Raw genomic sequence first — 21,502 nt, 5'->3', positions numbered from 1 at the left:
CGAAAAAGAGCGCATAGCCTCATGTGCTCTTCTTTGCTTGCATTGATTTTACTTCCCCCACTCTTCCGGGTTTTCCCGCCATTTGCGCAAGGTGGAGAGGTCTTGTTCTGTCACGACGCCTAGTTCGACTGCGGTTTCGATGAGTGTATCGTAATCCGTCAGTGTATACACTTCCACATTATTTTCTGCAAACGCTTGTTTTCCTTTTTCCAATCCGTATGTAAAAATAGCAACAACGCCAAGCACATGGCAGCCCGCTTCCCGCAATGCGCGAACGGCATTCAAAGAGCTTCCGCCTGTAGAAATTAAATCCTCAATGACAACGACCTTTTGCCCTTTTTCCACTTTACCTTCAATTTGCTTCCCTTTTCCATGGCCTTTTGCTTGGCTGCGCACATAGCACATCGGCAAGTTTAACCGTTCGCTCACCCAAGCGGCGTGCGGAATTCCCGCCGTTGCCGTACCGGCGATTGCTTCGGCGCCTGAAAAATGCGCGCGGATGAGCGTGGTGAGCCCATCGGCAATCGTGCTTCGTACGTTTGGATACGCAAGTGTAAGACGGTTATCACAGTAAATCGGTGATTTCAACCCAGACGACCAGGTGAACGGTTCATTTGGCTGCAGCGACACCGCACCGATTTCGAGTAAGTGTGTAGCGATTTCTTTTTTCATTCTTTCTCTTCTCCCTTCCATTCCTGTTGCAAACGTTCGTAAGCCGCAATTGGATTTTCTGCACGGGTAATGCTTCTGCCAACCACAATAAAGCTTGCGCCAAATTTTTTTGCTTCATATGGCGTGACAACGCGGACTTGGTCGTTTTTTTCGTCATCGGCAAAACGAATCCCTGGAGTAACGGTCAAAAAGGCTTCTCCGCAATGTTTGCGGATCAGCGGCACTTCTTTTGCAGAACAAACGACGCCGTCAAGCCCGCTTTTTTTTGCCAGGGACGCGTAATGGAGCACCGTTTCTTCCATCGAACGGTCGATCCAAAGTTCATTGCGAAGCATTTGCTCGCTTGTGCTTGTCAGCTGCGTGACCGCAATGCAATATGGACGGCGCGCTCCGTTTGGCGTTCCTGCTTCTAGCCCCTCCAGCGCCGCCTCCATCATCACCGTTCCCCCAGCGGCGTGGACGTTGACTAAGTCGACACCTAAACGTGCTAAACCTTGCATGGCGCGCTTGACCGTATTCGGGATGTCATGGAGCTTTAAATCAAGGAAAATCCGATGTCCTTGTTCTTTTAAGTAATGGATGATTGCTGGACCTTCTTGATAGTATAATTCCATGCCGACTTTGACGAATAATGATTCACGCGGAAACGATTGTAAAAATGCTTTTACATCCTCTCCTGTTGGAAAATCAAGCGCCACAATAAACGGGGTTTCCATCTTTTTTCCAGCTCCTTCCCGTGCATTCGGAAATGTGATCGATGCCAAGCTCATCCAAAAGCTCTGGCAGTTCGGCAATAATGTTCGGGCAAACGAACGGGTCGATAAAGTTCGCCGTTCCAATTGCGACGGCGCTGGCGCCGGCGTAGAAAAATTCAATGACATCTTCGGCTGATTGAATACCGCCCATGCCGATAATCGGTATCGAAACGGCTTGGCTTACTTCGTAAATCATGCGGATCGCAATCGGTTTAATCGCTGGTCCCGATAACCCCCCGGTCCGGTTTGCTAAAATCGGCTCGGCGGTTTTCACATCGATGCGCATGCCAAGAAGCGTATTAATCATCGTCAAGCCGTCCGCTCCCGCCGCTTCGATCGCCTTCGCCATTTCGACAATGTTGGTCACGTTTGGCGTGAGCTTGACATAGACCGGTACTTTGGAAACTTCTTTCACGCGTTTCGTCAATTCCGCGGCGATTTCCGGAACGGTGCCAAACGCAATTCCGCCTTTTTTGACGTTCGGACAGGAAATATTGAGTTCGAGCGCGTGAACGTTTGGCGCTTTCGAAATAGATTCAGCGACTTCGACGTATTCTTCCATCGTCGAACCAGCAATGTTGGCGATAATCGGCACGTCAAATTGCGCAAGCCACGGTAGTTCTTCTTCCATCACTTTTTCTAAGCCAGGGTTTTGCAGACCGATCGCGTTCAGCATTCCGCTTGGTGTTTCCGCTACCCTTGGCGTCGGGTTGCCAAAGCGGGGCTCCTTCGTTGTCGCTTTAATCATAATCGCGCCAAGCACGCTTAAATCGTACAGCTTTGCGTATTCACGCCCAAACCCGAAGCAGCCTGACGCTGGCATAATCGGATTTTTGAGCGAAAGACCTGGAAGTTCTACCGCTAATCGGTTCATAATACCACCTCCCCGGCTTTAAACACTGGACCGTCGCAGCATACTTTTTTATACGCCGTTTCGCTGCCAGGGACGCGGCAGACGCAGGCAAAACACGCGCCGATGCCGCAGCCCATCCGCTCCTCTAGCGAAAGATATACGTCTTTGTGCGGAAACGCTTGTTCCAGCGCTTTTAACATCGGTTTCGGACCGCACGCGTACAAGACGTCGAATGAAATCGCCCGCTCATGGATGACATCGGTGACAAATCCTTTCGTTCCGTGAGAGCCATCGACAGTGGCGATATACGTTTCCCCGAACTCGGCAAACTCCCGTTCATAAAAGACGACCTCTTTCGTTTGAAAGCCGAGCACACTTGTAACCACTACATCTTTTTCGACAAGCCGCTTTGCTAGTTCATAAAGCGGAGGAACGCCGATGCCGCCGCCGACAAGAAGCGCGCGCTGTCCTTTCTCTACAGCGTCAAGCGGAAATCCGTTCCCGAGCGGGCCGAGCACGTCGACCGTTTCCCCAGGCCGTTTTTCCGAAAGCAATGTCGTTCCAATTCCTTCTTTTCGATAAATGAGCGTACATTCCCTCGCGCCTTGATCGATGCGGCAAAGGCTGAGCGGACGGCGCAGGAGCGGGTCCGCTTGCGAAGTTACTTTCACATGGACAAATTGGCCTGGCTCGTTCATTTCCTCGACTAAATAACCGGTTAATGTGATGGCATAAATGTTTTTAGCAATTTGTTCATGATGAACAATTTTCATCTGTTCCCGTTTGATCATGCCCGCACCATCCCTTGCGTCAGCGCCTTTGTCGAAAACGTCATCGATTCGATGACTTGAAGCATCGCCCGTGCCGTATCCAGCGAGGTTAAACATGGAATACCGTTTTCCACCGCTTCGCGGCGGATGCGGAAGCCGTCGCTTTCCGGCTGTTTTCCTTTTGTCAGTGTATTGATGACGACTTGCGCCTTTCCTTGGCGAATCACATCTAAAATGTTTGGCGATGCGGAATGGATTTTATTGACGACCGTGACTGGAATGTTCACCGCTTTTAACACTTCTGCCGTGCCGTTTGTCGCGAGCAGCTGATAGCCGATTTCGCAGAAACGTCTTGCCAGTTCAATCGCCTCTTCTTTATCTTTATCGGCAACCGTCAATAAGACAGCTCCGTATGGACGAATATGAATTCCCGAAGCAACTAGCCCTTTATATAACGCTTTTTCAAATGTTACGTCTTTGCCGATCACTTCACCGGTTGATTTCATTTCCGGACCGAGCGAGATATCGACGTTGCGCAGTTTCGCGAATGAGAAGACCGGCGCTTTCACATATACTCCTTCGCTTTCTTGTTTCAAACCTGTTTCATAGCCAAGGTCCGCGAGCTTCGCGCCTAAAATGACTCTTGTCGCGATATTCGCCATCGGCACGCCGGTAATTTTGCTTAAAAACGGAACCGTGCGGCTTGAACGCGGATTCACTTCCAGCACGTACACTTCGCCTTGATACATGACAAACTGGATGTTCAATAGTCCAACAATCCGCAAACCTCTTGCCAGTTTAATCGTGTAATCGACGATTTTTTGCTGGATGTCCTTCGTTAACGTTTGCGGCGGATAAACGGCAATCGAGTCGCCGGAATGCACGCCCGCCCGTTCGATATGCTCCATAATTCCCGGGATAAACACCGTTTCTCCGTCAGAAATCGCGTCGACTTCGATCTCTTTTCCGATTAAATAACGATCGATGAGAACCGGGTGCTGCGGGTTCACTTTGACGGCATGCTCCATATAGTGCAATAGCTCTTCTTCTTGATACACGATTTCCATTGCGCGGCCGCCAAGAACGTACGATGGGCGAACGAGCACCGGATAGCCGATTTCTTCGGCAATCCGCACCGCTTCCTCGACGGAAAAGGCCGTTTTTCCTTGCGGCTGCGGGATGCCTAGCTCCGATAACGTTTGTTCAAATTTGTCACGGTCTTCGGCGCGGTCTAAGTCCTCAAGCGACGTTCCTAAAATGCGGACGCCGCGCGCCGCTAATTCGGCCGCCAAGTTGATTGCCGTCTGGCCGCCGAATTGTACGATAACCCCGATCGGCTTTTCTAAATCAATGACATGCATCACATCTTCAATGGTTAACGGCTCGAAATATAATTTGTCCGATATGCTGAAGTCTGTGGACACCGTTTCCGGATTGTTGTTGATAATAATCGCTTCATAGCCTGCCTGTTTAATCGCCCAGACCGAATGAACGGTCGCATAATCGAATTCAATCCCTTGCCCGATGCGAATTGGTCCTGAGCCGAGCACAACGACGCTTTCTCGGTCGGTGACGACCGATTCGTTTTCGTCTTCGTACGTGCTGTAGTAATACGGCGTTTCTGATTCAAATTCCGCCGCGCATGTATCCACCATTTTATATACAGGAATGATTCCTGCTTGTTTGCGCATCTCATAGACGTCGCGCTCACTCTTGTTCCAAAGCTTGGCGATAGCTACATCGGAAAAGCCCATTTCTTTCGCTTTTCGCAGTACTTCGATATCTCCCTTATAGTCACGAACAACGTTTTCAAAGCGGACGATGTTTTCGATTTTGGTTAAGAAAAATCGGTCAATTTGGCTCCACTCGTGAATTTGCTCGACAGTAAAACCGCGGCGAAGCGCCTCGGCAATATAGAAGAGGCGTTCATCTCCCGCTTTGCGAATCCGCTTTTCGATTAACTCATCCGATACATTTTCGGCATCTTTAAGTTCGAGATGGTAGACGTTCGTCTCAAGGGAGCGAACCGCTTTTAACAGTGACTCTTCTATCGTCCGTCCGATCGCCATCACTTCGCCTGTCGCTTTCATTTGTGTGCCGAGGCGGCGGTTGGCCGATTCGAATTTATCGAACGGAAAGCGCGGAATTTTCGTCACGACGTAATCGAGCGCTGGTTCAAAGCAGGCGTACGTTTTTCCTGTCACCGGATTAATGATTTCATCTAACGTTAAGCCGACGGCAATTTTCGCAGCGAGCTTGGCAATCGGATAGCCCGTCGCTTTCGAGGCTAACGCCGATGAACGGCTGACGCGCGGGTTGACTTCAATCACGTAATAATGGAAACTATGCGGATCAAGCGCCAGCTGCACGTTGCAGCCGCCTTCGATGCCAAGAGCGCGAATGATTCTTAGCGACGCGTTGCGCAGCAATTGATATTCGCGGTCACTTAGCGTTTGGCTTGGAGCGACGACGATCGAATCGCCGGTGTGAATGCCGACCGGATCGATATTTTCCATATTGCAGACGACGATCGCGTTATCGTTGGCGTCGCGCATCACTTCATACTCGATTTCTTTATAGCCGGCGATGCTTTTTTCTAACAGGCATTGATGCACCGGACTCAGTTTTAGTCCGGTCGAAACGATATCCACCAGTTCTTCTTCGTTCGTACAAATGCCGCCGCCCGTGCCGCCGAGCGTAAACGCCGGGCGAACGATGACCGGATAGCCGACTTTTTCGACAAAGGCGTACGCTTCTTCTAAACTATGAATAATTTCGCTTTCCGGAACCGGTTCGCCAAGTTCGTTCATGAGCGCGCGAAATTGTTCTCGGTCTTCCGCTTTTTCAATTGCCTCTAATTTTGTTCCTAAAATTTCAACGCCGCATTCTGCGAGCACCCCCGCTTTAGAGAGCTCCACCGCCAAGTTTAACCCGGTCTGTCCGCCAAGCGTCGGCAAAATCGCATCAGGGCGTTCTTTGCGGATAATGCGGGAAACGAATTCAAGCGTGAGCGGCTCCATATATACTTTGTCGGCAATTTCGGTATCGGTCATAATGGTTGCTGGATTGGAGTTTACTAAAATGACTTTGTATCCTTCTTCTTTTAGCGCTAAACACGCCTGTGTACCCGCATAATCAAATTCTGCTGCCTGGCCGATGACAATCGGGCCAGAGCCAATGACTAAAATCGTTTCAATGTCTTGGCGTTTAGGCATGAACGATTTCCCCTTCCTTTTTAAACTCTCGAATCATTGCGATAAACTCATCAAATAACGAGTTGGCGTCTTCCGGACCGGGAGAGGCTTCCGGGTGGTATTGCACCGTAAACGCCGGATAATCAAGATGCCGTAGTCCTTCTACCGTGCCATCGTTTAAAGCGATGTGCGTTACTTCTAATCTTGTGTGTTGCAATGATTCTTTTTTGACAGTATAACCGTGATTTTGCGAAGTGATCGCTACTTTTCCCGTCGCCAAATGCTTCACTGGATGGTTTGAACCGCGATGGCCGAATTTCATTTTTTCCGTATCGGCGCCGCAGGCGAGCGCGAACAGCTGATGGCCGAGGCAGATGCCGAAAAGCGGCACTTTTCCAAGAATTCCGCGAATCATTTCAATCGCTTCCGGCACATCTTTCGGGTCGCCGGGGCCGTTTGATAACATTACTCCGTCCGGATGCAAACGAAGCACATCTTCCGCGGTCGCATTATATGGCAGCACGATCACGTCGCAATTTCGTTTATTTAATTCACGTAAAATGCCATGTTTCATGCCGAAGTCAACGAGGACGACGCGATAGCCGCGCCCCGGGCTTGGATACGGGCTTTTCGTTGAGACACGCTTCACTTGATCTCTCGGCAGTTCTGTTGTTTTTAAGTATTCGACAACCTCCTGCACGCTCACGTCCAAATCGCAGATCATTCCTTTGAGCGTCCCGTATTGGCGGATAATCCGCGTTAATTTTCGCGTATCGATTCCCGATAGCCCCGGGATCCGTTTTTCTTTTAAATACTGATCAAGCGTCATTTCGTTTCGCCAATTCGATGGTGCGCCGCACACTTCTTTCACAATGAAGCCGTGAACATGCGGTTCAATCGACTCAAAATCATCGCGGTTAATGCCATAGTTGCCGATGAGCGGATATGTCATTGTTACAATTTGTCCGCAATAAGAAGGGTCGGTTAAAATTTCTTGATAACCGGTCATTCCGGTATTAAACACTACTTCTCCGACCATTTTTTCCGTGCTTCCAAACGCGTCCCCGATAAAAAATGTACCGTCTTCTAGTACAAGTTGCCGTTTCATTTACTCTCTTCCTTTCTGCCAAACTAGTTTTCCGTTAACAAACGTCATCACCGGCCAACCCTTGCATTTCCAACCGGCAAATGGGGTATTTTTCCCTTTGGATACAAACGTCTGCGGATTAATCACTTCTTCGGCCTCTAAATCTATAATCGTAATATCCGCCCGCTCGCCGACGGCAAGTTTTCCAAGCGGCAGACCAAAGCTTTGCGCTGGCCTAATCGTCAGCAAGTCAATTAACTGTTTTAACATCAATGTGTTCGTTTCGACCAAATAGGTATAAAGGAGCGGAAACGCCGTTTCCAAGCCGACAATGCCAAATGGAGCGGCATTGATTCCTTTTTGTTTTTCCGCTTTCGTATGCGGGGCATGGTCAGTTGCGATAAAGTCGATCGTTCCATCAATCAGCGCCTCAATTAACGCTTCGCGGTCTTCTTTGCTGCGAAGCGGCGGATTCATCTTATAATTCGCGTCCGGATTTGGAATATCCTCATCGCACAAAAGAAGATGGTGCGGCGTCACTTCCGCGGTGACGCGAATGCCTGCCCGCTTTGCATCGCGGACAACGCGGACCGATTCTTTCGTGCTGATGTGGCATACATGGTAGTGACAGCCTGTTGCTTCCGCCAGCAGCACATCGCGCGCGATATGAACCGATTCGCATACGGACGGGATGCCATTTAGCCCGTGGCGGCGCGCAAATTCGCCATCATGCACCACACCGCGATTCGTTAACGTGTTATCTTCGCAATGGGCGACAATCGCCATATCCAGTGCAGCGGCTCGCTTCATCGCTTCATACATCATGCCGGCAGACTGCACTCCTACCCCATCATCGGTAAACGCGAACGCCCCCGCTTCTTTTAATGCGGCGAAATCAGTCAGTTCTTCACCTTGCTGACGCATCGTAATCGCAGCGTATGGAAGCACATGGACATAAGCCGTTTCGCGAATCCGTCCGCAAAGCCATTCCATTTGCTCTTTCGTATCCGGCACCGGATTGGTATTTGGCATCGCCGCCACCGTCGTAAAACCGCCTTTTGCTGCCGCTAGTGTTCCGGTTGCGATCGTTTCCTTTTCTTCGCCGCCCGGTTCGCGCAGGTGAACATGCAAATCAATAAATCCAGCTGAAATCAACTTCTCTTGTACATCGATGACTTCATCCGCTTCTTCTCTATGTAACTCCGGTCCGATTGCGGTAATGATTCCGTTTTCGATTTTTAGTTCCGTCCGTTCGATCACACCATCTTTATTGAACGACTTGCCATTTTTCAAAATAATTGCCATTGGCCATTCTCCCTTCAATTGCTCGTTTTAATACAGCCATTCGCACATAGACGCCGTTTTCCATTTGCTTAAAAATGCGCGAGCGTTCCGATTCAACAAGGCTGCTGGCGATTTCGACATCCCGGTTGACCGGTGCCGGATGCAAAATAATGCTGTTTGCTTTCATCTTTCTCGCCCGCTTCAGCGTCAGTCCATAGCGCTCATGATACTGTTCTTTTGTCAGCCCCATTTTTTCCGCGTGCCGTTCATGCTGGATGCGCAGCAGCATGACGACATCCGCTTCCGCTACTGCTGTATCGATGTCCACGTACATGCCATACGGATTCGCATCGTCTTTCCATTCTTCCGGACTCGAGAATAACACCTTCGCTCCCAGTCTTGTCAACACCTCGGCATTGGAGCGGGCGACGCGGCTGTGACGAATATCGCCGATGATTGCCACAGTCAACCCGGCAAATGCGCCAAACTCTTGGCGGATGGTGAGCAAATCTAAGAGCGATTGGGTCGGATGATGCCCGCAGCCGTCGCCGGCATTAATAATCGGAATACGGATGGAATGACGGAGCGCCTCAAAATACGCATCTTCCGAATGGCGAATGACAACGGCGTTCACTCCGATGGACTCAAGCGTGCGGACCGTGTCGTACAGCGTTTCTCCTTTTTGCACGCTCGACATATCGGCATCAAACGGAATAACATGAAATCCGAGTTTCCGTTCCGCCATTTCAAAACTGCATTTCGTGCGCGTGCTCGGTTCGAAAAACAAATTTGCGACAAAAACGGGTTCTGTTGCTTTCCAATAACCTCCTTTTGAAAACCGCTCCGCTTCATCCAACAACTGGTTAATTTCCGTTATAGATAATTCCGTTAATGTAAACAAATGAGTCATTGTTTCTCGCTCCTTTTTCTATTTCTGCGATCCTAGGAATCTCATAAAAAAACCCCTGTCCAGTGGACAGGGTGTTACGCTGTTTGTGGGGAAAAAGAGCCGCATGCAGATAGATAACGGCTGCTCCTACCTTTTTTATACAGTAACACCCTTTTAAGTCTCTCTGGACTTAATTAAAAGGTGCAATTATGCCACATGATCGTTATTATTTTCCGTTTGCACTTCAAACATGTTTTCTTGCACTTCCGGCCGCCCCGGCAAAATAAGGTTTAAGATCACACCGCAAATCGCCGCCAGCGCCATGCCTTGAATTTGAAAGCTATCGGTGATTTTTAATACGGCGCCACCGATGCCAATGACTAAAATAACAGAAGAGATGACTAAGTTGCGTTTGTCGCCGAAATCGATGCGGCTGTCCACCAGCATGCGCAATCCTGACGATGCGATGATGCCAAAGAGCAGAATCGATACGCCGCCCATGACTGGAGTCGGGATCGAGCTGATCAGCGCAGTTACTTTGCCGACAAAGCCGAAGATAATCGCAATCACCGCCGCTCCTGCGAGCACATAGACGCTGTATACGCGCGTGATCGCCAGCACTCCGATGTTTTCACCGTACGTCGTCTTTGGCGGACCGCCGAGAAGCGCGGAAATCATCGTCGCCGTTCCGTCACCTAAAATAGAGCGGTGCAAACCCGGTTTTTGAATGAGATCGCGCCCGACGACTTTACTTAACACAAGCTGATGTCCGATATGTTCCGATAGCGTTACTACTGCAACTGGCACCATGAGCATAACAATATCCCACGTAACGTGCACCGGATAATCGACAAACGGCAGGAGGAAATCCGGCATTTCGAACCATTTTGCTTCCGCAATTTTCGAAACATCGACCACTCCAACGATCAGCGCGTATATATAACCGACGATAATTCCGACTAATACCGGAACAAGGCTGAGTATGCCGCGCAAGAACACGGAGCAGACGATCGTTGCCGCCAGCGTAACAAGCGCAACCGAAAAGTACGTGAAACTGTATTTGCCATCCGGATTATTCATCGCCATTTTCACTGCGGTATTCGCTAATCCAAGGCCGATCACGATGATCACCGGTCCGACGACAATCGGCGGCAACAGCTTCATAATCCAGCGATAGCCCGCTTTTTTGATGACGAGTGCAACGATGCCGTACACCAATCCAGCGAGAAAGCTTCCGATCATCGCCGCTCCCGGTCCACCTGCCGTTTTCGTCGCGATAATCGGTGAAATAAAGGCGAAGGAAGAGCCAAGATAGGCAGGTACTTGCCATTTCGTAATGATTAGGAAGGCAAGCGTCCCCAATCCGCTCGTAATGAGAGCGATCGACGGGCTTAATCCAACTAAATAAGGCACTAAAATCGTCGCGCCGAACATCGCGAATAAATGCTGCAAACTAAGCGTAAGCCATTGCATGGTCGATGGACGATCTTGAATATCCAATACCGGTTTGTTCATCATTACCAAACTCCTTTCTCGTTTTACACAAAAAACCCTCTTTGCCCTTGAGGGTGCAAAGAGGGTACAGAGATAGCCTACGCGCCTATTCTGCCCTTTTGCAGCCTCACGGGACTGCGCTTAAAAGGGATGACATTTACTTTTCATGAATGCTCACTTGATCCAACTCATCCACTTCGGTTAGCTCGACGACAATCAACTCCGAACTCGAGGTCGGCACGTTTTTGCCGACGAAATCAGCGCGAATCGGCAGTTCGCGATGGCCGCGATCCACCAACACCGCAAGCTGAATTCTCGCCGGACGCCCGAGGTCCATCACCGCATCCATCGCGGCGCGCACCGTGCGCCCTGTAAACAGCACATCATCGACTAAGATGACCTTTTTATTGGTCACCTCAAACGGTACGTTCGTTCCTTTCACCAGCGGCTCGTGATCCGCTGTTTTGACCGTTAAGTCATCACGATACAAGGTGATATCCAACTCACCGACTGGAATGGAACTGCCTTCAATTTGTTCAATCCGCTCTGCCAGCCGTTTCGCTAAATAAATGCCGCGTGTTTTAATGCCGATCAACACACAGTCTTCAATTCCTTTATTGCGCTCGATAATTTCATGGGCAATCCGCGTCAGAGCGCGGCGAATCGCCTGTTCATCCATCACGATGGCCTTTTGCATGTCGCTTCACCTCCACAAAAAAATCCTCCCGCCTGAGAAGCGAGAGGAACCGTTCGTACACACAATAAGGACATGCCATGCCTTTTATTTCCTTGATCCGACCCCTTCTCAGCCTCACAGGACTGAATTTAAAGGTTCTTATTCACTTGATTTCATTGTATGTGGTCTTGACGGCGTTGTCAATCATTTTTTCGCAGCCATTGTAAAATCTCTTCGAATTCAGGCGGAAGCGGCGCTTCAAATTCCAAATATTCGCCGGTGCGCGGATGCGTAAATCCGAGCACGCCGGCATGCAGCGCTTGTCCGTCGATCGGCAGTGTCTTTTTCGGCCCGTATTGCGGGTCGCCGGCAAGCGGATAGCCGATATACTTCATATGGACGCGGATTTGATGCGTTCTTCCTGTTTCCAGCTGGCATTCGATAAACGTATAATGACGGAAACGTTCGAGCACGCGGAAATGAGTGACCGCCTCTTTTCCATTTTCCTCGGTGACCGCCATTTTTTTGCGGTCTCGCTTATCGCGGCCGATCGGCGCGTCAATCGTGCCGTAATCGTGCGGAATCACTCCATGAACAATCGCTTTATACTTGCGCGTCACCGTTTTTTTCACGAGCTGATCGACAAGCGACTGATGCGCTATATCGTTTTTAGCCACCATCAATAAGCCGGACGTATCTTTATCAATGCGATGAACAATGCCTGGGCGCAGCACGCCGTTAATGCCGGACAAATCCGTGCAGTGGGCAAGCAAAGCGTTGACGAGCGTGCCGCGCATATGCCCGGGAGCTGGATGGACGACCATGCCGCGCGGTTTGTTGACGACAAGCACATCCGCATCCTCATAATAAATATCAAGCGGGATATTTTCCGGCTCGACATGGAGCGGCTCCGGCTCCGGCGGACGGATAACGACCACATCCCCTGCTTCGCATTTGTAATTCGCTTTCACAGACCGATCGTTGACGGTGACGAGTCCGTTCTTGATCCACTGCTGTACTTTCGAACGCGACCATTCTTCATTTAACGCGGCAATGACCTTGTCAATGCGTTCGTTGTCGTATTCTTCGTCAATGTGAAACTGAATGACTTCCATTTACTGATTCTCCTTTTCTGGTGTCGCGAAGAAAAACACTTTGATAAAAAGAAGAACAACGCCAATCGTCAGCGCTGAATCGGCAATATTAAATACCGGAAAGCTGTATGTACCAATATACGTATGGATAAAATCGACCACTTCTTTACGGAAAAGACGATCAATAAAATTGCCGAGCGCCCCGCCGAGCATCAAGCCAAGGGCAACGCCAAACAGCCTTTCTCCGCGCGGTAAGCGCTGGATATACACGATGAGTCCGACGACAACAATAACGGTAATCAAATAAAAAAGCCAAAACTGTCCTTGTAAAATGCCCCACGCTGCACCGCGGTTGCGATGGGACGTAATGTAAAGCACGTTCGGAATAATGGCAATGCTTTCCCCGAGCCGCATATACTTCACGATAAGCCATTTTGTCCACTGATCGATGGCGATGATCGCCAGCGCAATGATATAGTATATCACCATAATACCCCCACTCACGTTTATCATACCTAATGCATTGTAGCATAATCAGGTAATGATAGACAATTGAATGATGCGATAAAAATAGCGGAGCCGCCGCAGTTTCGGCAACTCCGCCAGCATTAAGCGGAATAATGTTCTTTCACAATATGGGCGCAACGAGGACATAATGTCGGATGATCCGCATCTTCTCCTACTTCCGGCGTTACCACCCAGCAACGCTCGCATGTTTCTCCTTCCGCCGGTTTGACGACGACGGCCACATTGGCCAATTTTTGCGCATCTTCCGGAGCGTTTTCATAATCTTCCGCAATCGCAAACTCGGATACAATAAACAGCTGTTTTAAATCTTCTTCAATCGATTGTAAAAGCTGGCGCGCTTCTTTTTTCGGATACACGACGACGCTTGCGGTTAACGATTTGCCAATTACTTTTTCATTGCGCGCCACTTCGAGCGCTTTTAGCACATCATCGCGCAAGTTCATAAACGCATCCCATTTGGCGATCAACGCTTCTTCGCCATCGAGCGCCACCGGCTCCGGCATATCGACAAGCTGAACGCTTTCCGCTTTTTCTTTGCGATTTGGAATATGCTCCCACACTTCATCGGCTGTATGCGGCAAAATCGGCGCAACCAGTTTCGTCAACGCGACGACCGTTTCGTACAATACCGTTTGAATCGAGCGGCGGGCATGGTCATTGGCCGCTTCAATATACAAAATATCTTTAGCAAAATCTAAGTAAAACGCGCTTAAATCGACGGTGCAGAAATGGTTGACATCATGGTAAATGGCAGCAAAATCATATGTTTCGTATGCATGTTTTACTTTTGCGATCAACCGGTTTAATTTAGCAAGCATATAGCGGTCCACTTCGCGCAATTTGGTTGTCGCAACGGCATCTGTTTCCGGGTTAAAGTCAAATAAGTTTCCGAGCATAAAGCGGAACGTATTGCGAATTTTACGATACACTTCCGACACTTGTTTTAAAATGCTGTCGGAAATGCGGACGTCGGCTTGATAGTCGACGGAAGCAACCCAAAGCCGCAAAATATCGGCGCCTAGCTGTTCCATTACTTTGGCCGGCACGACCACATTGCCGAGCGATTTGCTCATTTTCCGTCCTTCGCCGTCAAGAACGAATCCGTGGCTCAATACCGCTTTATACGGCGCTTTTCCGGTCACGGCGACCGCCGTAGACAGCGACGAGTTAAACCAGCCGCGGTATTGGTCCGAACCTTCTAAGTATAAATCGGCCGGGCGCTGCAAATCCTCACGTTCCAAAAGAACCGCTTGATGGGAAGAACCAGAATCAAACCATACATCCATAATGTCTGTTTCTTTCGTAAAGATGCCGTTCGGGCTGGACGGATGGGTAAATCCTTCCGGCAACAAGTCTTTTGCTTCGCGTTCAAACCAAACGTTCGAACCGTATTGGCGGAATAAATTCGATACGTGTTCGATCGTTTCATCGGTAATAATCGGCTCGCCGTTTTCCCCATAAAAGACTGGAATCGGCACACCCCATGCGCGCTGGCGGGAAATGCACCAGTCGCCGCGGTCGCGAATCATATTATGGATGCGGACTTCCCCCCACTCTGGGATCCATTTTGTTTCTTTAATAGCTTCGAGCAATTCATCGCGAATTTTATCGATGGATGCAAACCATTGTGTCGTGGCACGGAAAATCGTCGGCTGTTTCGTGCGCCAGTCGTGCGGATACGAGTGCGTGATAAATCCAAGCTTTAACAACGCGCCGACTTCTTCTAATTTTTGTGTAATGGCTTTGTTTGCTTCATCGTAAAACATTCCTTCAAAGCCTGGCGCTTCGCTCGTCATATAGCCGCGTTCGTCAACCGGACAGAGCACATCCAGACCGTATTTCTGCCCAACGATGAAGTCGTCTTCCCCATGTCCAGGCGCGGTGTGAACACAGCCCGTACCGGCGTCAGTCGTTACATGCTCGCCGCAGACGACCAAAGAATCGCGGTCATAAAACGGATGTTTGGCCACGACGTACTCTAAATCTTTTCCTTTGACCGTTTTTGCCACATTCCACTCATTCCAGCCGATTTCTTTGGCAACCGCTTCTAGCAATGCGGCGGCAACAACGTATTTTTGGCCGTTTGTTTCGACGACTTGATAGTCTAAATCCGGATGAACCGCGATCGCCAAGTTGGCCGGAATCGTCCATGGCGTGGTCGTCCAGATGACGATTTTTTCGTCTCCGTCCAATACGCCTTTTCCGTCTTTAACCGGAAATGCAACATAAATCGATGGCGAACGTTTGTCTTTATACTCAATTTCCGCTTCTGCCAATGCCGATTCGCTTGACGGAGACCAATAAACCGGCTTTAAGCCTTTATAAATCAGCCCTTTTTTCGCCATTTCGCCAAACACTTTAATTTGTTGGGCTTCATATTCCGGCTTCAGCGTAATATACGGGTTTTCCCAGTCGCCGCGCACGCCAAGGCGCTTAAATTGCTCGCGCTGGTTGTCAATTTGTTCGTACGCATATTGTTCGCAAAGCTTGCGGAATTCCGCAACGCTCATCGATTTGCGGTCGATGCCTTTTTTCGCGAGCGCCGTTTCAATCGGCAGGCCGTGCGTATCCCAGCCTGGGACATATGGTGCGCAATAACCGCTCATTGATTTATAACGGACGATAATATCTTTTAAAATTTTATTTAATGCATGCCCCATATGAATATCGCCGTTGGCATACGGCGGCCCGTCATGAAGCACAAACAACGGACGGCCTTTTGTCCGTTCCTGCACTTTACGGTAAATGTCCATTTCTTCCCATTTCTTTTGCATTTCCGGCTCGCGTTTTGGCAAATTGCCACGCATTGGAAAGTCAGTCTGTGGCATTAACAACGTTTCTTTGTAATCCATATTCATTCCTCCTTCAATTGTATGATCTATCACCCTATCATCCATATCGAATTTTCATCATATAAGCGGATGATCGTTTTTCCGCGGCGCACCGCCCCCGCCAACCATGGCGGAAAAGCATGCCCTGTTATTTTGCGAGACGCTGAAAAACGGAAAAACCGCCCTCTCCCAAAAAGGGACGAGAACGGTCTCGCGGTACCACCCTTATTGACTATGTATACCATAGCCCACTTTGCATTCGTAACGTGAATGACGCGCCATGGCCTACTTTTCCGTTCGGCATGGAACTCCAGGGTGATCTTCACTCTTTCGCTTATGCCAGGCTTCCACCATCCCCAGCTCGCTGTAATAAGCGGTGAAAGAGCTACTGTCCCTTTCATCGTAAGTACATATGTCCGTTTTATTGGATATTATATGCGAAAAAATCGGCTGCCGTCAAGATTGCGACAGCTCTTCCTTTTTTTCCGCGTCCATTTCCGGGACTTCATATTCCATTAAATCATCCCAGTCGTTGCTATTAAGCATTTCGAGCTGCGCTTCGACAAGCATGCGGAAACGGGTGCGAAGCACTTTCGACTGCCGCTTTAAGTCTTCAATTTCCATCACGATTTTCCGCGACTTTGCCAGCGCCTCGCTAATGATGCGCTCCGCGTTTTTCTCCGCCTCTTTGATGATGAGCTTCGCTTCTCTTTCCGCGCTGCGCTTTATTTCTTCCGCCGTTTCTTGGGCGACGAGAATCGATTTGTTCAATGTTTCCTCAATATTGGTGAAGTAATTGAGCTTTTCCGTCAATTCCGCTACCTTTTCTTCCAGCTGCTTTTTTTCGCGAATCACCATTTCGTAGTCTTTAATCACTTGATCAAGAAACTCATTGACTTCATCTTCATCATAACCGCGAAATCCACGGCTAAATTCTTTATTATGAATATCTAATGGCGTTAAAGGCACAACGGCCACCTCCGTTTGCATAGTTCCTTTCCTTATCATTCGACATTTTTCTATAAATTCCTGCCATTATTCGATTATTTTTGCAGACCGATGCGGACAAGCCACTTCTCTTTTTTTGTCTTCCCTTCAATGTCCATGATTTTACAGCGGCCAAATCCGCGTGCCGAAAGAACATCTCCTTGCCCGCATTCAAAATGTGCCTGCTCGACTACTTTCCAATTTACTTTGACAAGCCCGTTTTCAATGGCGGATTGCATTTTCTGCCGCGAGACGCGAAAAGCTTGGGACAAGATCGCGTCTAACCGCAATGACGAAACGGTAATCAACGCATCTTGCCACGTTTCTTCCAGCATTATGATGTCTGAAAGCGGCTTTTTTTCTAATGAAACAGTCGCTTTGCCAATCGCGTGCAAATGGAGGCGAATATACTCTGCCACTTCATTTGCCGCAAGAAATTGTATTTGTTCCTCCTTGCGCAAAATATCGCCAAATTTTCCACGCCTTAAACCAAGCGACATCAGCGCCCCTAACACTTGCCGATGCTCTAAGCTGACAAATTTGCTCGCATAACGGACTTCAAATAAGGCAATTTCATAATCCTCTTCTCTCGGCTGAAAATACGGCGGGTACAGAAGCGCCCGCTTCCGCTCCACAAACGGGGCGCCGCCAAAAAAGGAAACGCGGACTTCGTCATCGCGGCCGATCACGCTTTGGACAATCTGCTGCTCACGCGGGTCTAAAAAGTCGGTAAGCTTAGGCGCGTACTGGCGCTTAACTGCTTCTTGCCACTCGAGCACCTGGTCAATAAAATGATGCTCCTCTTTGCGAAAATGCTGGTATATTTCCATTGATTCACTCCTAACTTTCATGAAGAAAGGAACCCTCTTTCTGGATTCCTTACACTAAATTTAACATATTAAACAAGGCATGCAGTCCTCTTGTGGCAAATTCCAACACTAAGAAAGCAATGATCGGAGAAACATCAATCATCCCAATCGGCGGAATAATGCGGCGAAACGGTTCTAAATACGGCTCGCAAATCACCGCCAGCATTTGTCCAAATTTGGTGTCACGGGCGTTAGGAAACCATGACATCAGAATGTAAATAATGAGCGCATACGAATAAATTTGAATCAATGTCGTCAAAAACCAAAGCAAGCTGTCCATAAACGGCTACCACCTCTTTATTGTTCTATCGTCCTCGTTATCAATCGAAATCGAGCCACTTACATCGACGTTATCTGGCGTGCATAAAAAAATTTTCGTACCGACTTGCTGAATGTCACCGCCGATGGCATAAACCGTGCCGCTTAAGAAGTCGACGATTCGCTTCGCCTGCTCGTGCTGAATTCGCTGCAAATTGACAATCACCGCGCGCCGGTTTTTTAAATGGTCTGCAATCTCCTGCGCCTCCGCATATGCCCGTGGCTCAATTAACACCACCTTCGATGACTTTTGCACGCTTTGCAAGCTTACGACATTCCCTTTTGCATTTCCTTTTGCAAGCGGCTGCTCCTCTTCTTGCCCGTATTCCTCTTCATATTCTTCTTCATACTCCTCATAATCTTCCTCTAAAAAATAATCTTTAAATTTTTTCATTAACCCCATCGATTCCACCTCCTAAAATTGTTTGCCGACTAGCGATGTGCCAAGCCGAATAAATGTTGCGCCTTCTTCAATGGCAATCACATAATCATTGGACATTCCCATTGACAATTCCGTACATGGCGCATTGGCAATCTGTAATGCTTGTACATTTTCTTGCAATAATTTTAATTGACGGAAACACGCCCGCAATACCGCCTCATCATCGGTATAAGGCGCCATCGTCATTAAGCCAACCACTTGAATATGGGAAAAATCGCTCAGCTGCTCAATAAAAGGAATGACTTCCTCTACAGCTAGTCCATGTTTCGTCGCTTCGCCAGAAACATTCACTTGCACAAAGCATTTCATCGGCTTTGTCGCCCGCTTTTCAATTTCTTTCGCCAGCGACATGCGATCCAACGAATGGATATAGTCGACTTTATCAATGATATTTTTTACTTTTCGCGACTGCAAGGTGCCGATAAAATGCCATGTCGGTTTGTCGCCCAACACGCTATATTTTTGCAGCAGTCCATCATCGCGGTTTTCACCTAAATCGGTAATGCCGGCTTCTAGCGCCTCGCGCGCCCGCTCTACACTTACATATTTCGTTACGGCGACGATGCGAATGTCGGCAGGGTCGCGTCCGGCACGCTGGCACGCTGCTTCAATGTTTTCGCGAATTATTGCTAAATTGTCGCGGACCGTCATTATTTTTCCTCCTTCCTGCCGATAAACGCCATCATTCTTCCCGTTTTGCCTTGATCGCGGCGATGGGAGAAAAACAAATGATCGGCACAGCTTGTGCAGTATGAAGAAACATAAATATGGTCTTTGCGGATTCCAGCCTTCATTAGCAACATCTGATTCAACGCTTTTAAATCAAGCGCATATTGGCCAGGGCTTACTTGCCGATACACAAGCGGCTGTTCTCCTTGCAAAACGCGATCAACATGTATGATCACGCGATCGTCGACAACATAGCAGCAAGCACCAATCGAAGGACCGACCGCCACATAGATGTCGGCAAGCGGAATATGTTCGCGCTCGTGCCAAAGCCGGATCATTTCTCCGGCAATATTTTTTACCGTTCCTTTCCAGCCGGCATGGGCAAGCCCGATCATACCGTATTTTGGCGCCATAAAATAAAGCGGTACGCAATCAGCAAAGCATAAAGCAAGCAACAATCCTGCTTCGTCTGTATATAAACCGTCCGCGTCCGCTATGGCGGATGGATGATCTGTCACCCCTCTTCCGCTTTGGCTAGCCGTTACCTTTTCAATACGAACGCCATGTATTTGCTCGCAACAAATCCACCGCTCGAGCGGAAATTGCAGCAAATCCGCCAAACGCTGGCGGTTGCGGACAACGACAGCACGGTCGTCGCCGACATGTAGCCCCAAATTGAATGTCGCAAACGCGCCGCTGCTCATTCCACCTTGTTTGGTCGTAAAGCCAGCCGTTACTTCCGAGAACGGATACGACGATTGCAGTAACAGCAGCTCCTTGTCTACTTGTTGAAAAATGTCAGGCATTTTCGTCAACCTCATGCTTTTTTGTTGATTTTTATCACTTTTTTTCCTATTTTATCATAGTTTGCTTAAACGTGATAACCATTATTTATCATTTAGCGTAAACGTAAGCATCCATCTCTACTCACTGTCATGCAAACGTACTAAAATAACGTCCGCGCCAATTTTGACGATATTTTGCCACGGGATGACAATTGCTTCTTCGCGTCCGAATAAACCGAGCATTTTTCCCGCTCCTAAAATGATTAACGAGCGGATTTTTCCTGTCTCTAAATCGATATCGATATCGCCAATATTTCCTAGTTTCTTGCCGTTTGCTACATTGACGACGTCTTTCGATTGAAATTCGGAAATTCTCATCATTGTAAATCCCCCGCTTTCTTCTCTTATTCATAACTATATGAATATGTGTAACAGCTTATGTAAAAAAGAAAAGAGCTGCCAGCAGCAGCTCTTATACTTGAATGTTTTTGTTCATTTGCCGAATCGCCGCTTTTTCCAACCGCGATACTTGCGCCTGGGAAATTCCAATTTCTTCGGCCACTTCCATTTGCGTTTTTCCTTGAAAAAAACGTTTGCGGATAATCATTTTTTCCCTTTCGTTAAGGCGCCGCAATCCTTCTTTTAGTGCGATTTCTTCGATCCATTGGCTGTCCCGGTTGCGTTCGTCGCTTAATTGGTCCATCACGTAAATCGGATCGCCGCCATCATTATAAATCGGTTCAAATAAGGAAACAGGGTCTTGAATCGCATCGAGCGCAAACACCACTTCTTCATGTGGAACGCCCAGTTCCTTCGCAATTTCTTCTGTCGTCGGTTCTTTCGATGTCTCACTCATCATCCTTTCGCGCACTTGCAACGCTTTATAGGCAATATCGCGCAATGAGCGGGAGACACGGATTGGATTATTATCGCGCAAATATCGGCGAATTTCGCCGATAATCATCGGTACTGCATATGTGGAAAATTTTACATTTTGACTTAAATCAAAGTTATCAATCGATTTCATAAGTCCGATACAGCCGACTTGAAATAAATCGTCGACAAACTCTCCGCGGTTATTAAAACGCTGAATCACGCTTAACACAAGACGTAAATTACCATTCACTAATTTTTCTCTTGCCTCCAAATCCCCTTCTTGCATTCGTTTAAACAGTTCACGCATTTCTTCGTTTTTCAATACTGGAAGCTTGGATGTGTCTACGCCGCAAATCTCAACTTTGTTTCTTGTCAAGTTGTTCCCTCCTATCAGGAGATGCTAAGTCGTCAGTTTTCAGTATCCCCTGC

At 48.5% G+C, this 21,502-nt stretch carries 21 protein-coding genes and 1 other annotated feature; all 21 genes read right to left on the bottom strand.

Annotated features, from left to right (window positions below; all coding sequences use genetic code 11):
• Positions 1-48 precede the first annotated feature (48 nt).
• The 21 genes from pyrE to sigG all read right to left on the bottom strand — a co-directional run bounded on the left by pyrE (position 49) and on the right by sigG (position 21,449).
• Positions 49-672, bottom strand: a complete 624-nt coding sequence (gene pyrE / locus BDD39_RS03715) for an orotate phosphoribosyltransferase (protein ID WP_166908242.1) — start codon at positions 670-672, stop codon at positions 49-51.
• Complete coding sequence (pyrF, locus tag BDD39_RS03710) at positions 669-1,388, bottom strand: orotidine-5'-phosphate decarboxylase (RefSeq protein WP_166908240.1); 720 nt, start codon at positions 1,386-1,388, stop codon at positions 669-671. Before pyrF ends, pyrE begins: the two co-directional genes overlap by 4 nt.
• The gene (locus tag BDD39_RS03705) at positions 1,360-2,301 is read right to left on the bottom strand and encodes a dihydroorotate dehydrogenase (RefSeq protein WP_166908238.1); all 942 of its coding nucleotides are present in this window, start codon (positions 2,299-2,301) and stop codon (positions 1,360-1,362) included. Before BDD39_RS03705 ends, pyrF begins: the two co-directional genes overlap by 29 nt.
• A complete protein-coding gene (locus tag BDD39_RS03700; protein WP_166908236.1) occupies positions 2,298-3,071 on the bottom strand; it encodes a dihydroorotate dehydrogenase electron transfer subunit in 774 nt (257 codons plus the stop codon). Before BDD39_RS03700 ends, BDD39_RS03705 begins: the two co-directional genes overlap by 4 nt.
• On the bottom strand, positions 3,068-6,265 hold the full coding sequence (gene carB / locus BDD39_RS03695) for a carbamoyl-phosphate synthase large subunit (RefSeq protein ID WP_166908234.1): 3,198 nt from the start codon (positions 6,263-6,265) through the stop codon (positions 3,068-3,070). Before carB ends, BDD39_RS03700 begins: the two co-directional genes overlap by 4 nt.
• Complete coding sequence (locus BDD39_RS03690) at positions 6,258-7,352, bottom strand: carbamoyl phosphate synthase small subunit (protein ID WP_166908232.1); 1,095 nt, start codon at positions 7,350-7,352, stop codon at positions 6,258-6,260. The genes carB and BDD39_RS03690 overlap by 8 nt, the downstream gene beginning before the upstream one ends.
• The gene (locus BDD39_RS03685; protein ID WP_166908230.1) at positions 7,353-8,636 is read right to left on the bottom strand and encodes a dihydroorotase; all 1,284 of its coding nucleotides are present in this window, start codon (positions 8,634-8,636) and stop codon (positions 7,353-7,355) included.
• Positions 8,599-9,525: an aspartate carbamoyltransferase catalytic subunit gene (locus tag BDD39_RS03680; protein WP_166908228.1), complete on the bottom strand. Its 927-nt coding sequence runs from the start codon at positions 9,523-9,525 to the stop codon at positions 8,599-8,601. The genes BDD39_RS03685 and BDD39_RS03680 overlap by 38 nt, the downstream gene beginning before the upstream one ends.
• 186 nt (positions 9,526-9,711) lie before the next feature.
• On the bottom strand, positions 9,712-11,019 hold the full coding sequence (locus tag BDD39_RS03675) for a solute carrier family 23 protein (RefSeq protein WP_166908226.1): 1,308 nt from the start codon (positions 11,017-11,019) through the stop codon (positions 9,712-9,714).
• A 136-nt stretch (positions 11,020-11,155) separates the two neighbouring features.
• Positions 11,156-11,695, bottom strand: coding sequence for a bifunctional pyr operon transcriptional regulator/uracil phosphoribosyltransferase PyrR (gene pyrR / locus BDD39_RS03670; protein WP_166908224.1), 540 nt, complete (start codon positions 11,693-11,695; stop codon positions 11,156-11,158).
• 179 nt (positions 11,696-11,874) lie between these two features.
• Complete coding sequence (locus BDD39_RS03665; protein WP_166908222.1) at positions 11,875-12,789, bottom strand: RluA family pseudouridine synthase; 915 nt, start codon at positions 12,787-12,789, stop codon at positions 11,875-11,877.
• Positions 12,790-13,257, bottom strand: a complete 468-nt coding sequence (lspA, locus tag BDD39_RS03660) for a signal peptidase II (RefSeq protein ID WP_208404331.1) — start codon at positions 13,255-13,257, stop codon at positions 12,790-12,792.
• Between the two features lie 119 nt (positions 13,258-13,376).
• A complete protein-coding gene (gene ileS, locus BDD39_RS03655) occupies positions 13,377-16,148 on the bottom strand; it encodes an isoleucine--tRNA ligase (protein WP_166908218.1) in 2,772 nt (923 codons plus the stop codon).
• A gap of 171 nt (positions 16,149-16,319) precedes the next feature.
• Positions 16,320-16,537, bottom strand: a binding site (T-box leader).
• 46 nt (positions 16,538-16,583) lie between these two features.
• On the bottom strand, positions 16,584-17,096 hold the full coding sequence (locus tag BDD39_RS03650; protein WP_341801438.1) for a DivIVA domain-containing protein: 513 nt from the start codon (positions 17,094-17,096) through the stop codon (positions 16,584-16,586).
• A 74-nt stretch (positions 17,097-17,170) separates the two neighbouring features.
• Positions 17,171-17,944 carry a YlmH family RNA-binding protein gene (locus BDD39_RS03645; protein ID WP_166908214.1) on the bottom strand — a complete coding sequence of 258 codons (774 nt, stop codon included), beginning with the start codon at positions 17,942-17,944 and terminating at the stop codon, positions 17,171-17,173.
• A 49-nt stretch (positions 17,945-17,993) separates the two neighbouring features.
• Complete coding sequence (locus tag BDD39_RS03640; protein WP_166908211.1) at positions 17,994-18,263, bottom strand: YggT family protein; 270 nt, start codon at positions 18,261-18,263, stop codon at positions 17,994-17,996.
• A 6-nt stretch (positions 18,264-18,269) separates the two neighbouring features.
• Positions 18,270-18,704 carry a cell division protein SepF gene (locus tag BDD39_RS03635; RefSeq protein ID WP_166908209.1) on the bottom strand — a complete coding sequence of 145 codons (435 nt, stop codon included), beginning with the start codon at positions 18,702-18,704 and terminating at the stop codon, positions 18,270-18,272.
• Positions 18,705-18,716: 12 nt separating this feature from the next.
• Positions 18,717-19,394 (bottom strand): YggS family pyridoxal phosphate-dependent enzyme, encoded by a 678-nt coding sequence (locus BDD39_RS03630; protein ID WP_166908207.1) that lies wholly within the window; start codon positions 19,392-19,394, stop codon positions 18,717-18,719.
• The gene (gene pgeF / locus BDD39_RS03625; protein WP_166908205.1) at positions 19,394-20,218 is read right to left on the bottom strand and encodes a peptidoglycan editing factor PgeF; all 825 of its coding nucleotides are present in this window, start codon (positions 20,216-20,218) and stop codon (positions 19,394-19,396) included. The genes BDD39_RS03630 and pgeF overlap by 1 nt, the downstream gene beginning before the upstream one ends.
• Positions 20,219-20,335: 117 nt before the next feature.
• The gene (locus tag BDD39_RS03620) at positions 20,336-20,578 is read right to left on the bottom strand and encodes a YlmC/YmxH family sporulation protein (protein WP_166908202.1); all 243 of its coding nucleotides are present in this window, start codon (positions 20,576-20,578) and stop codon (positions 20,336-20,338) included.
• Positions 20,579-20,669: 91 nt separating this feature from the next.
• Entirely contained in the window at positions 20,670-21,449 is a 780-nt protein-coding gene (gene sigG / locus BDD39_RS03615; protein ID WP_166908200.1) for an RNA polymerase sporulation sigma factor SigG, read from the bottom strand.
• Positions 21,450-21,502: the final 53 nt, after the last annotated feature.

This window comes from Saccharococcus thermophilus (genome assembly GCF_011761475.1).
GTDB lineage: Bacteria > Bacillota > Bacilli > Bacillales > Anoxybacillaceae > Saccharococcus > Saccharococcus thermophilus.
Note: the sequence above shows the minus strand (reverse complement) of the source record. Positions and strands in the feature narration are given on the sequence as shown.

Bases quoted from the DNA above. Each gene is read 5' to 3' on its own strand.
- pyrE (WP_166908242.1), bottom strand. From the start codon at position 672: ATGAAAAAAGAAATCGCTACACACTTACTCGAAATCGGTGCGGTGTCG.
- pyrF (WP_166908240.1), bottom strand. From the start codon at position 1,388: ATGGAAACCCCGTTTATTGTGGCGCTTGATTTTCCAACAGGAGAGGAT.
- BDD39_RS03705 (WP_166908238.1), bottom strand. From the start codon at position 2,301: ATGAACCGATTAGCGGTAGAACTTCCAGGTCTTTCGCTCAAAAATCCG.
- BDD39_RS03700 (WP_166908236.1), bottom strand. From the start codon at position 3,071: ATGATCAAACGGGAACAGATGAAAATTGTTCATCATGAACAAATTGCT.
- carB (WP_166908234.1), bottom strand. From the start codon at position 6,265: ATGCCTAAACGCCAAGACATTGAAACGATTTTAGTCATTGGCTCTGGC.
- BDD39_RS03690 (WP_166908232.1), bottom strand. From the start codon at position 7,352: ATGAAACGGCAACTTGTACTAGAAGACGGTACATTTTTTATCGGGGAC.
- BDD39_RS03685 (WP_166908230.1), bottom strand. From the start codon at position 8,636: ATGGCAATTATTTTGAAAAATGGCAAGTCGTTCAATAAAGATGGTGTG.
- BDD39_RS03680 (WP_166908228.1), bottom strand. From the start codon at position 9,525: ATGACTCATTTGTTTACATTAACGGAATTATCTATAACGGAAATTAAC.
- BDD39_RS03675 (WP_166908226.1), bottom strand. From the start codon at position 11,019: ATGAACAAACCGGTATTGGATATTCAAGATCGTCCATCGACCATGCAA.
- pyrR (WP_166908224.1), bottom strand. From the start codon at position 11,695: ATGCAAAAGGCCATCGTGATGGATGAACAGGCGATTCGCCGCGCTCTG.
- BDD39_RS03665 (WP_166908222.1), bottom strand. From the start codon at position 12,789: ATGGAAGTCATTCAGTTTCACATTGACGAAGAATACGACAACGAACGC.
- lspA (WP_208404331.1), bottom strand. From the start codon at position 13,257: ATGGTGATATACTATATCATTGCGCTGGCGATCATCGCCATCGATCAG.
- ileS (WP_166908218.1), bottom strand. From the start codon at position 16,148: ATGGATTACAAAGAAACGTTGTTAATGCCACAGACTGACTTTCCAATG.
- BDD39_RS03645 (WP_166908214.1), bottom strand. From the start codon at position 17,944: ATGGAAATATACCAGCATTTTCGCAAAGAGGAGCATCATTTTATTGAC.
- BDD39_RS03640 (WP_166908211.1), bottom strand. From the start codon at position 18,263: ATGGACAGCTTGCTTTGGTTTTTGACGACATTGATTCAAATTTATTCG.
- BDD39_RS03635 (WP_166908209.1), bottom strand. From the start codon at position 18,704: ATGGGGTTAATGAAAAAATTTAAAGATTATTTTTTAGAGGAAGATTAT.
- BDD39_RS03630 (WP_166908207.1), bottom strand. From the start codon at position 19,394: ATGACGGTCCGCGACAATTTAGCAATAATTCGCGAAAACATTGAAGCA.
- pgeF (WP_166908205.1), bottom strand. From the start codon at position 20,218: ATGCCTGACATTTTTCAACAAGTAGACAAGGAGCTGCTGTTACTGCAA.
- BDD39_RS03620 (WP_166908202.1), bottom strand. From the start codon at position 20,578: ATGATGAGAATTTCCGAATTTCAATCGAAAGACGTCGTCAATGTAGCA.